At 60.8% G+C, this 12,655-nt stretch carries 10 protein-coding genes; 2 read left to right on the top strand and 8 right to left on the bottom strand.

Features of this window, described 5'->3' with window-relative positions:
- Positions 1-14: 14 nt before the first annotated feature.
- From ade to ACP7E6_RS01120, 3 genes are all read right to left on the bottom strand, one after another.
- Positions 15-1,712 (bottom strand): adenine deaminase, encoded by a 1,698-nt coding sequence (gene ade, locus ACP7E6_RS01110; protein WP_426227129.1) that lies wholly within the window; start codon positions 1,710-1,712, stop codon positions 15-17.
- Positions 1,713-1,901: 189 nt separating this feature from the next.
- Complete coding sequence (locus ACP7E6_RS01115) at positions 1,902-3,008, bottom strand: branched-chain amino acid ABC transporter substrate-binding protein (RefSeq protein WP_426227131.1); 1,107 nt, start codon at positions 3,006-3,008, stop codon at positions 1,902-1,904.
- Positions 3,009-3,291: 283 nt separating this feature from the next.
- The gene (locus ACP7E6_RS01120; protein ID WP_426227133.1) at positions 3,292-4,620 is read right to left on the bottom strand and encodes an aspartate aminotransferase family protein; all 1,329 of its coding nucleotides are present in this window, start codon (positions 4,618-4,620) and stop codon (positions 3,292-3,294) included.
- Between the two features lie 261 nt (positions 4,621-4,881).
- Between ACP7E6_RS01120 and ACP7E6_RS01125 the strand changes: the two genes are divergently transcribed.
- Positions 4,882-7,149, top strand: a complete 2,268-nt coding sequence (locus ACP7E6_RS01125; protein ID WP_426227135.1) for a glycoside hydrolase family 9 protein — start codon at positions 4,882-4,884, stop codon at positions 7,147-7,149.
- Positions 7,146-8,291 (top strand): Gfo/Idh/MocA family protein, encoded by a 1,146-nt coding sequence (locus tag ACP7E6_RS01130; protein ID WP_426227137.1) that lies wholly within the window; start codon positions 7,146-7,148, stop codon positions 8,289-8,291. Before ACP7E6_RS01125 ends, ACP7E6_RS01130 begins: the two co-directional genes overlap by 4 nt.
- On the opposite strand, the gene ACP7E6_RS01135 is transcribed toward ACP7E6_RS01130, so the two are convergent.
- From ACP7E6_RS01135 to choW, 5 genes are all read right to left on the bottom strand, one after another.
- Positions 8,286-9,353, bottom strand: a complete 1,068-nt coding sequence (locus ACP7E6_RS01135) for a Gfo/Idh/MocA family protein (protein WP_426227138.1) — start codon at positions 9,351-9,353, stop codon at positions 8,286-8,288. The genes ACP7E6_RS01130 and ACP7E6_RS01135 overlap by 6 nt on opposite strands.
- Positions 9,354-9,445: 92 nt before the next feature.
- Positions 9,446-9,787 (bottom strand): ArsR/SmtB family transcription factor, encoded by a 342-nt coding sequence (locus tag ACP7E6_RS01140; protein WP_426227140.1) that lies wholly within the window; start codon positions 9,785-9,787, stop codon positions 9,446-9,448.
- Positions 9,788-9,907: 120 nt separating this feature from the next.
- Positions 9,908-10,651, bottom strand: coding sequence for a HugZ family protein (locus ACP7E6_RS01145; protein ID WP_426227142.1), 744 nt, complete (start codon positions 10,649-10,651; stop codon positions 9,908-9,910).
- Positions 10,652-10,732: 81 nt separating this feature from the next.
- Complete coding sequence (gene choV, locus ACP7E6_RS01150; RefSeq protein ID WP_426227144.1) at positions 10,733-11,782, bottom strand: choline ABC transporter ATP-binding protein; 1,050 nt, start codon at positions 11,780-11,782, stop codon at positions 10,733-10,735.
- Positions 11,779-12,630 carry a choline ABC transporter permease subunit gene (gene choW, locus ACP7E6_RS01155; protein ID WP_426227146.1) on the bottom strand — a complete coding sequence of 284 codons (852 nt, stop codon included), beginning with the start codon at positions 12,628-12,630 and terminating at the stop codon, positions 11,779-11,781. The genes choV and choW overlap by 4 nt, the downstream gene beginning before the upstream one ends.
- Positions 12,631-12,655 lie beyond the last annotated feature (25 nt).

Here is a 12,655-nt window from a genome sequence, read left to right on the forward strand (position 1 = left end):
GAGTTATCGGGCTCTCACCCGATCAGCACGAACTTATCGACATCCACCAGCCCCATATCCGAAATCTTCAGATGCGGAATGACCGGCAAGGGCAGGAACGCCAGCTGCAAAAATGGCTCCTGCAGCGTTGCCCCGAGCGCAAAGGCCGCCTGGCGCAGATGATGCAGCGTGTCGCGCACGCTCTCATAGGGTTCAAGGCTCATCAGGCCGGCGACCGGCAGCGAGATTTCGCCGGTGACCTTGCCATCTTCGACGACGACAAAGCCGCCCTTGATCTGGCCGAGCCGGTTGGCGGCCAGCGCCATGTCGTCCTCGTTGACGCCGACGACGCAGATATTGTGGCTGTCATGGCCGACGGTGGAGGCAATGGCGCCTGTCTTCAGCCCAAAACCTTGGACGAAGCCGTTGGCATGGTTGCCGTTGATGCCGTGGCGCTCGATGACGGCGACCTTGATGATGTCGCGGCCAAGATCGACGCCGGCCTGATTGCCGGATGCCGGCAGCTTGTAGCGCCGGTGTTCGGTGATGATCTTGCCGGGCAGCACGCCGATGACCGATGTCTCGCCTTCGGCATAGGGCACGCCGAAATCGGCGGCATTGATATGGCCTGCCTTGACGCTGTCCAAACCAACGGGTGCGACCGGGCGGCGGGTGGCAAACAGCGCATCATCGACGAGACGGCCACCGGCAAACACCATCTGGGCTTTGCAGTTTTCCAAGCTGTCGATCACAACGAGATCGGCGCGCCAGCCGGGCGCGACAAGGCCCCGGTCGCGCAGGCCGAAGGCGCGGGCAGCCGAGATCGAGGCGGCGCGGTAAACGGCGAGCGGTTCGACGCCTTTGGCGATCGCTTCACGGATCATATAGTCGAGATGGCCTTCTTCAGCGATGTCGAGCGGATTGCGGTCGTCGGTGCACAGCGCCAGGAACGGCGACAGGCGTTCCGTCAGGATCGGCATCAGCGCGTGCAGATCCTTGGAGACGGAGCCTTCGCGCACCAGGATGTGCATGCCCTTGCGGATCTTTTCGAGCGCTTCCTCCGCCGTGGTGCATTCGTGATCGGTGCGGATGCCGGTGGAGAGATAGCCGTTGAGATCAAGGCCGCTCAAGAGGGGAGCATGGCCATCGATGTGGCCGCCCTGGAAGGCGTTAAGCTTGGCAAGGCAGACCGGGTCCTTGTGGATGACGCCCGGAAAATTCATGAATTCCGCCAGGCCAATGACCTTCTCGTGGTCGCGGAAGGGCAAAAGCTTTTCGATCGGCAGGTTGGCGCCGGAGGTTTCCAGATGGGTCGCCGGCACGCAGCTCGAGAGCTGCACGCGGATGTCCATGATGGTCTGGCGCGCCGAATCGAGGAAGAACTGGATGCCTTCGGTGCCGAGCACATTGGCGATCTCATGCGGATCGCAGATCACGGTGGTGACGCCATAGGGCAGGACGCAGCGGTCGAATTCATGCGGGGTGACCAGCGAGGATTCGATATGCAGATGCGTGTCGATGAAACCCGGCACGACGATCTTGCCGGTGATGTCGATTTCGGTGGTTCCGGCGTAAGTGCCGTAGGTGCCAACGACGCGATCACCGCAGATGGCGATATCGGAGGCGACGAGGTCGCCGGTGACCAGATCGAAGAAACGGCCGCCCTTGAGCACGATATCGGCCGGAATGCGGCCGGTGCCCTGATCGATCAGCTGTTCGAGTTTTTCGCTCACGGGGTTCTGCCTCTTGGATGCTTGGTCTAAAATACGGTTCGCCGGAGCATAGAGGTTGATCACCGTCATTGCACACCCGGATCCGCCAAATCTTTGATTGCGGCTGTGGATCGTGGCTCTTTGTTACAGATCCGCCTGTTCAAACGAAATCGGGCGCCGAAGCGCCCGATCCGTCATTGGTCGATCTGCTTACTCGGCCGAAACGATCTTGCCGTTTTCCCACTTGTAGAGCGAGAAGCTCTGCGAGGTGAGGTCGCCGGTTTCACCATAGGTGACGTCGCCGATGGCGGTCTTGATCGGCTCGCCGGTCTTCAGGGCAGCGGTAACGGCTGCGGCGTCTTCGGCACTTCCGGCTTTCTCGATGCCGGCCTTGATCACTTCGACGGCTGCATAGGCATTGAGCGTAAAGGCTTCCGGCGGGATATTGGCGGCCTGAAGGGCTGCAACGGCAGCTTTCGAGCTGTCGTTCTTCAAAGCGTCGGCCGCATTGGTGAAGACCGTGCCTGCACCAGCGTCGGCGCCGATGGCCCAGAATTCGGTGTTGGACAGGCCGTCGCCGCCGATGATCTGGATCGGAGCGCCGATATCATGCAGCTGGCGCACCAGAAGACCGGCTTCCGGGTGGTAGCCGCCGAAATAGAGTACATCGACCTTTTCAGCCTTGAGGCGGGTGGTGAGCGCGCTCAGATCCTTGTCGCCCGGTGTCAGGGAGTCGTTGAAGACTTCGGTAAAGCCACCGGCATTCAGTGTCGCCTTGAAGGAATCGGCGAGACCCTTGCCGTAGGCGCCCTTGTCGTTGAGGATGCCGATGCGCTTGTCCTTGAACTGCTTCAGGACGTAAGCAGCGGCGACTTCGGCCTGCTGGTCGTCACGGCCGCAGGTGCGCAGGATGGTGGCAAGGCCACGCTTGGTCAGGTCCGGTGTCGTTGCGGTCGGTGTGACCATCAGGATGCCGTTTTCGGCCAAAACGTCGGATGCCGGCATGGCAACGCCTGACGTGACCGGGCCGACGACAAAGCGGATGCCTTCGCCGACGATCTGGTTTGCTGCCGAAACACCCTGCTTGGGTTCGCCGGCGTCGTCGGCCAGCTTCAGCACGACCTGTTCGCCGAGAATTCCACCGTTCTTGTTGATCTGATCAACGGCAACCTGGGCGCCGTTCTTGACCTGGTCGCCGTAAGCGGCGACGGGGCCGGTCAGCGGCGCGATCAGGCCGATCACGATCTCGGCATGGGCCAGCGGCGCAAAGGCCAGCGAGGCTGCGAACGTGGCGCCCGTCAATGTCTTGAAGTTCATCTTGCTTCTCCTTTTGTGGGTTGGTTCCCCGCAGTGCCAGCGCTTCGGTTGCCGGGCCGGGAGGGTGAAACCTGCCAGCCGAAAAGCAACTCCAGTTCCGTCGAGTTGTCCGTCTTCTGTGAACGGATCGATCCCATGCTTCTCGTCTATGAAGCTCCCCACGATTCCGCAAGGCGATTTTTTGGGCAATGTGCAAAATAATTGTTCAGATATGACGCCAAACGGGGCCGGGACATGTGTCCCAGCCCCGTTTGGTTACCGTTTACGATGGAATATCGTTCGTTTATGCGTTGGCGATCAGCACCTTGCGAATGCCATCGACCAGTTCGTCGATCTCAGCCTTGGTGATGATCAGCGGTGGCGAAAGCGCGATGATGTCGCCAGTGGTGCGGATCAGGTAGCCGCTTTCATAGGCCTTCAGGAAAGCCGAGAAGGCGCGTTTGGTCGGCTCTCCGGCAATCGGCGCGAGCTCGATCGCACCGATCAGGCCGATATTGCGGATGTCGATGACATGCGGGCAATCGCGCAGCGAATGCAGCGCATCGCCCCAGTAGGAGGCAAGCTCAGCGCCACGCGTGAGCAGGCCTTCATCGCGATAGGTGTCGAGCGTGCCGAGCGCTGCGGCGCAGGCGATCGGGTTGCCGGAATAGGTGTAGCCGTGGAAGAACTCGATCATGTGCTCCGGGCCGCTCATGAAGGCATCATGGATTTCGGCGGTGACGAAGACGGCACCCATCGGGATGACACCGTTGGTCAGGCCCTTGGCTGTGACGATCATGTCCGGCATGACGTCGAAATACTGAGCTGCGAACGGCGTGCCGAGACGGCCATAGCCGGTGATGACTTCGTCGAAGATCAACAGGATGCCGTGCTTGGTGCAGATATCACGCAGCTTCTGCAGGTAGCCCTTCGGCGGAATGAGCACACCCGTGGAGCCTGCGACCGGCTCGACGATGACGGCGGCGATGGTCGAGGCGTCATGCAGCGTGACGATGCGTTCCAGTTCGGTCGCAAGATCGGCGCCGTGTTCCGGCTCGCCCTTGGTGAAGGCGTTCTTTTCCGGCAGATGGGTATGCGGCATGTGATCGACGCCGGAGAGCAGCGTGCCGAACATCTTGCGGTTGGAGACGATGCCGCCGACGGAAATGCCGCCGAAATTGACACCGTGATAGCCGCGTTCGCGGCCGATCAGGCGGGTGCGGGAGCCTTGGCCCTTCACCTTGTGGTAGGCGAGCGCCACCTTCAGCGCGGTCTCGACCGATTCAGAGCCGGAATTGGTATAGAGTACGTGTTCCATGCCATCCGGCGCGATGTCGATCAGGCGGTTTGCCAGCTCAAAGGCCTTCGGATGCCCAAGCTGAAAGGCCGGAGCATAATCGAGTTCGCCGGACTGTTCGCGAATGGCCTCGGTGATCAGCGGTCGGCAGTGTCCGGCATTGACGCACCAGAGGCCGGCCGTGCCGTCGAGCACCTGGCGGCCGTCATGGGTGGTGTAGTGCATGTCCTTCGCCTTGACGAACATGCGCGGTTCTTTCTTGTACTGCCGGTTGGCTGTGAACGGCATCCAGAAGGCGCTGAGGTCGTTGGGGGTGGCATTGAGGCGGTTCGACATCATATTCTCCGTGGCACGTACTGTCTGGCGGCCAAATCCAGTGGGTTTCGGTGAATCTTTACCTGATGGTCAAACTAACAGGGCGCTTTTCGGGGTCAAGCTCGGCCTGCGACGGCCAAATGCAGTTCACAAGCATTAACCACGGAGTTTCGCCGCCCGGAAACATTTGGAAACAGGGTTGCATCCAATCTTTTCCGAAGGTTAACCTGTTTGAAGCAGAGTGGCGCCGCGTTCCCGCAACACGCGCTCAGGATAAAGATCTTGCCAAAATTTGCAGCCAGCCTGGCGCTTGCGCTAATCGTCAGTCTTCCAGTGCAAGCAGGCGCGTCCGAGATGATCGCCGATGGTGCCTTTGCGAAAGGCCAGGACGGCTTCTGGGCCGCCGGCGGCGTCGCCCTGGCGCGCGAACGCGGCAAGCTCTGTGTCGATATCGAGGCGGGCGGCAACGCCTGGGACCGGCTGCTCGGTGTCAATGACCTGCAGTTTCAGCCGGGAACATCCTATCGCCTGACAATGATGCTCGAAGCCGGGGATGCCCATACGTTCCCGATCACGATCCAGCGCAATGCGGAGCCGTGGACCCCACAGGCAGCCTTCGATGCGAAGACCAAGGCCGGGAAGGTAGAATTTTCGGCCGTCTTCACGGCAACGGAGAAAGATCCGGCCCAGATCATCTTCCAATTGGGTGGGTCTGAAAAGCCTTGGCGCGTTTGCCTGGATGACGTGGCGATGCGGGAAACAAAGCCCGACAAGACCGCAGCGGCCGCACAAAAAACGATGTACGCGCTACCGGCATTGGTCAATCAGACCGGATATTTTCTCGACGGACCCAAGCGGGCGACCCTTCTGTCGGAGGCTAATGGGCCGCTGCCCTTCAAGCTGGAAGACGGGAACGGCGTTGCGGTCGGCGAGGGAATGACTGCGCCTGCCGGTTTTGACCCGACCGTTAGGGCGAACAGCCAGATCGCCGATTTTTCGGCCTTTGCAACGGCCGGGGAGGGCTACCGGCTGGTCGTCGGCGAGAAGAAAAGCTTGCCGTTTTCGGTTGGCCACGACGTCTATGGCAAACTGCGCGTCGATGCTTTGTCCTGGTTTTATCCGCAGCGCAGCGGCATCGAGATCAAGGGCGATATCGCTGGTGAGGCCTATGCGCGGCCGCCCGGACATGTGCAGCAAAGCCCCAACCAGGGCGATACCAAGGTGACCTGCCTGACCGGCAAGGTCGCCGCCAAACTTTATGGCAAGGACTGGACCTGCGACTACACGCTGGATGTCTCGGGAGGATGGTACGACGCGGGCGACCAGGGCAAGTATGTGGTCAATGGCGGCATCGCCGTGTCGCAACTCCTGAGCACGTTCGAACGCGGACTGGTGTACGGCGACGGCGCTTCGCCTGTGTTGAGCGACAGCCTGTCGCGCATCCCTGAAAACGGCAACGGCATTCCCGATATTCTCGACGAGGCGCGTTGGGAACTCGAGTTCCTGATGAAGATGATGGTGCCGGACGGTCAGCCGCTGGCCGGTATGGTTCATCACAAGGTTCACGATACAAAATGGACCGGGGTGCCGATGCTGCCGCATCTCGATCCGGAACTGCGCGCGTTGCACCGGCCATCGACGGCAGCGACGCTCAACCTTGCTGCCGTGGCCGCCCAAGGCGCCCGGCTGTTTGCGCCCTATGACAGGGAATTTGCGCAGCGCCTGCTTGCCGCTGGCCAAAAAGCCTGGTTAGCCGCCGCCGCCAATCCGGTGCTGTTCGCCCCGGATTCGGATGGGTTGCAGGGCGGCGGCGACTATGGCGACACCGACATCAGCGATGAAACCTACTGGGCTGCTGCCGAACTGTTCATCACCACCGGAGAAGCCCGTTACCTCACCGCACTGAAATCCTCGCCCCATTGGGCAGGCCCGGTCTTTCCCGCCGCTGGTGCCTTCGATTGGCGCAGTGTCGCCGGTCTCGGGCGTCTCGATCTTGCACTCTATGGCGATAATCTTGGCAAGGACGACAAGGCGATGGTCATGGCCTCGGTCGTCGCTGCCGCGAGAAACTTCATCAGCCTGCAGGCAAAGGAGCCGTTCGGGCAGATCTACAAACCGGCCAACAACCGTTACGACTGGGGATCGAACCAGCTCATTTTGCAAAACATGATCGTCGTTTCCGCCGGCTATGACCTGACAGGCGAATTGCCGCTTCTCAATGGCGTGCGGGAAAGCATCGACTACATTTTTGGGCGCAACGCGATGAACACATCCTATGTCACGGGATATGGCAGCGTCTTTGCCAGGAACCAGCATAGCCGCTGGTATGCGCATCAGGCCGACAGCACGCTGCCCAACCCGCCTGTCGGTACACTGGCGGGGGGGCCGAATTCGACGCTGGTCGACGATGTCGCGCGCGCGAAGCTCAAGGGTTGCGCGCCGCAGACCTGCTATATCGACGACATCATGGCCTGGGGCACGAACGAAATGACGATCAACTGGAATGCCCCGCTGGTCTATATCGCGTCTTTCCTGGCGGATGCGCGATGAGCGGACAGACGGGCATCGCCTTTATCGGCACGGGCTTCGTTGCCGATTACTACATGACGACATTGGCCAACCACCCGCAATTGCGGTTGGCGGGTGTCTGGGACATCGACCCCGATCGCTTAAAGCAGTTTTGCACCTACTGGAACATTCGCGCGTATGCCTCCGAAGCAGAATCGCTTTCCGATCCTGCCGTCACCATCATCGTCAATCTGACGACGCCGGAAAGCCATCATGCCGTCAACAGGGCGGCGCTATCGGCGGGCAAGCATGTCTATTGCGAGAAGCCTCTGGCCATGGCGGTAGACGAGGCGCGCGAGCTGCTATCGCTGGCCACGGAGCGAGGCCTTGTCCTTGCCGGCGCGCCAGCCAATGCGCTTAGCGATGCCTGTAACCACTGCGCCGACATCCTCCGCTCCGGCGTCATCGGCACGCCGCGTCTGGCCTATGCCGAAATGGAGGATGGGCCGGTTTTCCGCGACAAGTGGCAGGAATGGCGCAGCCGCTCGGGCGCCAAATGGCCGGCTGTCCACGAGTTCGAAATCGGTTGCACCCTGGAGCACGCAGGCTATGCGGCAAGCTGGCTGGTGTCGCTGTTCGGGCCGGTATCCAATGTTGCGGCCTTTTCCGCGCTGACGTTTCCCAACAAAGGACCGGGAACCGAAAACCTTGTCCTCGGGCCGGATTTTTCCGTTGGCTGTCTGACCTTCAAGTCGGGGCCTGTCGCGCGTCTGACCAGCGGTCTGGCAGCGCCCCGCGACCGGTCGCTGACCATTGTCGGCGACAAGGGTACGATCGTCGTGCGCGACCTCTGGGACAATCGCTCCCCGATCCATGTCGAACTGGCCGGCAGCAAGCGGCCGCTGTTGCATCGGCTGATCGAACGCCTCGAGTGGCAGCTTCAGCGGAAATTCCCGTTTCGCCTCACTGCCGGCAAACCGGTGGCTTATCCGCAGGCAGCGCGGAAGAACACCCTGCCGGCCTATCCGTCGCAAATCGATTTTGTGCGCGGGATCGCAGCGCAGGCGGATGCGGTCAAGACCGGCACGCAGCCGCTGTTTTCCGGCGAGACGGCTTTGCATCTGACGGACATCGTGCTGGCGCTCAACGCCGGCAAGCGGGACTATACGCCAACGGCTCTATGAGGGCGGTCGTGACCGGATGGTCTCGATGATGCCGAGTGCCTCGGCGCTGGCGGTGAGCGGCATCTGCGATTGCTGATGTTGTCCCGCGAGGATGGCGCGGCTGGCAGCCGCGATCTCGAACTGCAATCCATCACCGGGAAAGCCGTGCCGATAAACCGTGAGGCCGGGCAGGGGCAGCCGGCCGGCAATCTTTCCGGCGACGCGCGACAGGCGGCCCGACCCGGACGGTACGGCGAGATGATGGGCGATCGGGTTTCTCGTCAGGATGATCCGGCTTGCCTTCAGAAACGGAGCATCGATCACCAGGCTGCCGGTTTCGCCTTCGATGATGAAACGATTGCTCCCGGTGTGATCGAAGCCGACGGACAGTTTAGCCTGGAAGCCCTCATAGCCGAGCGTAACATCCGCCGACATATCAACGCCCGTGGGGGCAGCCGACCAAGTGCCTGCAACCGTGTGCGGTGAGCCGAACAGCGAGAGCGTGAGCGCGATCGGGTAAACGCCCAGATCAAGCAGCGAACCGCCGCCGAGCGACGGTGCGAAAAACCGGCTATTGCCATCGAAGGTCTTGGCATAGGCAAGTTCGGCGCGGATGCCGGTGACGGCGCCGATCACCTTATCGGCCAGAAGCTGCCGTACGTGGTTGATCGCTGGCAGGAAGACGGTCCAGAGCCCTTCCATCGCAAACGTCTGTTTTTCCGCAGCCAAGTCCGCAAGTACCGTTGCCTGGGCTGCGGTCGTCACCAGCGGTTTTTCGACCAGCACAGGCTTTCCAGCGCCGAGCAGCGTCCGGGCCTGATCGAAATGAGCGGTATTCGGTGTTGCGAGGTAGATGGCGTCGATCAGCGGATCAGCGGCCAGGGTGCCGATATCCGCAATGATGCGCAGTCCGCCGAAGCGTCTTGAAAAAACGGTGGCGGCCTCGAGCGTACGGGAGCACACGGCTACAAGTGCCGCATTGTGCGTCAGCCTGATATCGTCGGCAAAAGTCGTTGCGATGGAGCCCGTGCCAAGCACAGCCCATTTGACGGGGAGTGTGGAAGGCCGATCTTTGGTTGTCATGTTCATGGCGCCGATACTGCAACACCAAGTCTCAAAGGGGCGTAAACGTCACCGAGAGACAGGTCGGGGCCGGCAAGCGGCCCCGATCCGTATCAGGCGGTAAGGCGTTGCGGGATCTTTTCCATCGCGCTGGTTTCGTCGCCGTAGATTTCCTTCAAAGTTTTTAGAACTTTCAGTACTGCATCCGAAGAACTTGAATAATAAATCGTCTGGGCATCTCTACGGGTGGTCACGAGATTTTGGGCACGTAGCTTCGAGAGATGTTGCGACAGGGCAGACTGGCTGAGGCCGACCTGGTTAGCCAAGGCGCCGACTGCCATTTCCTCGTTCACCAGTGAACTGAGAATCAGCAGACGCTTTGGGTTGGCCATAGCCGACAGAAACTCCGCAGCTATTTCAGCCTTGCCGTGTTTCTGAGGAGAGATCGTTTGCATTCCATACTCCATGCGAAGTTCACATCACGCTTGGTTATGAATGTGAATAACTGATAATTAGACGTGATGAATAAAAGGACAACTGCCTACTGCAAGAAATCGGGGTAAAAGGCCCCATATTTAACGGTAAAGTTTTACTAGCGTGGCCCGTAACTCCCCTTTTGATTGCAGCGGCGCGTCATATTCCAGTCGCCTGAGCTGATCGCCGAGCGCTAAATCGACTCCGCCGGCATCAAGGCCACAGATTCGCCAGCCGCTTCCTTTTGCCTTGCAATAGAGTTGCGCATACTTGCTTGCGGCATCGGCATGATCGGAATTCATGTGATCGATGGCGCCTTGCTCCATCGCGGCAAGATCCTTAACCGCCGGAGAACGAATCATCAAATCCTCGCCGGTGAGGACATAAGCGCGGCCAAAGCCGCCATTCATGCTTGCTTTCAGCGGCGCCAGCCTGAAAAACGCGAAATCGGGAAAGTCGACATAGAGTTGCGCTTTCGGATGGCGGCGGATGAAACGTTCGCGAATGCGCGCATGGGCGTCGCCGTCGCGGTCTATTTTTTCCGCTTCACACTGAACCGTCAGGCGCGCATGGGCGAGTGGGTCACCCTTGCCGATTTCGCCCGTCAACAGCGAGCAGCGCCGGTCGGTGGACAGAGCCTGCGTGTGGGCCGAAAGGGCGGAAACCAGGATGACCGGCGTGCCGTCGGTATCGATGCCGACGAGCACGCGGCTGACAAAGGGGAAACCGTCGCTATTTGGCTCGATCACCGCAATGGCGGCACTGCGGGCGGAGCGCAGGATGATGCGGGCAAGCTTGCGCGCCTCATCGTCGGTTTCGCGTAGAACGGAAGGTTTGTCGGCCATCGGATTGCCTCTCGTCTTGAATGCCAAACGCCCGGATGCTGCCGTCCGGGCGTCCCTATAACGACATCTTGATCGCAACCGTCAACTTTTGTTCCGATGCCTCGTCAGGCCTTCCACGACGTTCTGCGCATTGATCGTGCCGATAATGGCGCCGTTATCGACGACGCCGATGCTGCCGGGCTGACGCGACATCGCATCGAGGATGTCGATCAGCGGTGTTGTCGGCTTGGCCGTTGCCGAAACGCCGGCGGCACCGTCATTGCGGTTAACGCCCTCGCTCATCACGTCCATCGCCGTCAGCATGGTGATCGGGTTCATGTGCTGAACGAAATCGGCCACATATTGGTTGGCCGGGTTCTTGACGATGTCCTGTGGGGTGCCGCACTGGATGATCCGGCCGCCTTCCATGATGGCGATGCGGTTGCCGATGCGAAAGGCTTCGTCGAGATCGTGGCTGACGAACAGAATGGTCTTCTTCAGCCGCCGCTGGAATTCCAGCAGTTCGTCCTGAAGGCGGGTGCGGATCAGCGGATCGAGTGCCGAGAACGGCTCGTCCATCAACAGGATCGGCGCACCGGTGGCAAAGGCGCGGGCCAAGCCGACACGCTGCTGCATGCCGCCGGAAAGCTCCTTGACCTGGCGTCCTGCCCATTTCGTCAGGTTGACCAGTTCCAGCTGTTCGGCAACGCGGTCCTTACGCTCCTTGTCCGGCACACCGGCGAGTTCCAGCCCGAAACCGACATTGTCCTCCACCGTGCGCCAGGGTAAAAGCGCGAACTGCTGGAACACCATCGAGACATCGTGCATGCGGAAGTCGCGCAGCGACTTGGCTGATGTCTTGTACGGATTGATGTTGCCGTGGCGGGTCTTGACCTGGACTTCGCCGCGCACCACCGGCGCCAGCCCATTGACGGCGCGCAGAAGGGTGGATTTGCCCGAGCCCGACAATCCCATCAAGACGAGAATTTCGCCCTCGGTAATGGTCAGCGATGCATCGGCGACGCCAAGCACCAGACCTGTCGCCGCCCCGATTTCGTCGCGGGTCTTGCCCTGATCGACCATGGCGATGGCGGTTTCCGGCTTGTTGCCGAAGATGATGTCGACATTCTTGAAAATCACGGCATCGGTCATGCGCCTTCTCCTTCATCGGACGAACGGAACAGGCGGTCGAGAATGATCGCGAGGATGACGATACAGAGGCCGGATTCAAAGCCCATGGCGATGTTGACGGTGTTCAGCGCCCGCACGACCGGAACGCCGAGACCGGCAGCACCGACCAGCGCCGAAATCACCACCATGGACAGCGACAGCATGATGGTCTGGGTAAGGCCGGCCATGATCTGCGGCATGGCGAAGGGCAGCTCGATCTTTCGCAGCACCTGCGACGGTGTCGCGCCGAAGGAAACGGCCGCTTCGACCAGCGAAGGCGGGGTCGAGATGATGCCGAGCCGGGTGAGGCGGATTGGCGCGGGAATGGCGAAGATCACGGTGGCGATCAGACCCGGAACCATGCCGAGCCCGAACAGTACGAGGGCCGGGATCAGGTAGACGAAGGTGGGGATGGTCTGCATCAGGTCGAGGATCGGCCGCATCACGGCATAGACCCAGGCGCGCCGGGCAGCGGCGATCCCCAAGGGAATGCCGACCGCCATCGAAACGAAGCTGGCCGCCAGAACCAGCGCCAGCGTCTCCGTCGTTGCCTTCCAGTAACCGAGATTGATGATCAAGAGCAGACCGAACAGCGTGAACAGGGTGACGCCTATCGAGCGGCGGAACCAGTAGGACAGCGCGGTGACGATCGCTACGACGATCAGCGGATGCGGCGTCTGCAGGACCCAGAGGATCGCATTCACGACACCGGCCAGGATCGCCGAGACCTGGTCGAAAAAGCCGGTGAAATTGGTGGTCAGCCAGGTGAAGAAACTCTTCGCCCAGCCGCCTATGGGGATGCGTCGATCAGGATTGGTTAGCCATTCCACGGGAAAATCGCCTGGTTCTTGGAGC

It is taken from the genome of Pararhizobium sp. DWP3-4 (assembly GCF_049898205.1).
Classification (GTDB): domain Bacteria; phylum Pseudomonadota; class Alphaproteobacteria; order Rhizobiales; family Rhizobiaceae; genus Pararhizobium.

Bases quoted from the DNA above. Each gene is read 5' to 3' on its own strand.
- ACP7E6_RS01130 (WP_426227137.1), top strand. From the start codon at position 7,146: ATGAGCGGACAGACGGGCATCGCCTTTATCGGCACGGGCTTCGTTGCC.
- ACP7E6_RS01120 (WP_426227133.1), bottom strand. From the start codon at position 4,620: ATGTCGAACCGCCTCAATGCCACCCCCAACGACCTCAGCGCCTTCTGG.
- ACP7E6_RS01115 (WP_426227131.1), bottom strand. From the start codon at position 3,008: ATGAACTTCAAGACATTGACGGGCGCCACGTTCGCAGCCTCGCTGGCC.
- ACP7E6_RS01140 (WP_426227140.1), bottom strand. From the start codon at position 9,787: ATGCAAACGATCTCTCCTCAGAAACACGGCAAGGCTGAAATAGCTGCG.
- ACP7E6_RS01145 (WP_426227142.1), bottom strand. From the start codon at position 10,651: ATGGCCGACAAACCTTCCGTTCTACGCGAAACCGACGATGAGGCGCGC.
- ACP7E6_RS01135 (WP_426227138.1), bottom strand. From the start codon at position 9,353: ATGACAACCAAAGATCGGCCTTCCACACTCCCCGTCAAATGGGCTGTG.
- choV (WP_426227144.1), bottom strand. From the start codon at position 11,782: ATGACCGATGCCGTGATTTTCAAGAATGTCGACATCATCTTCGGCAAC.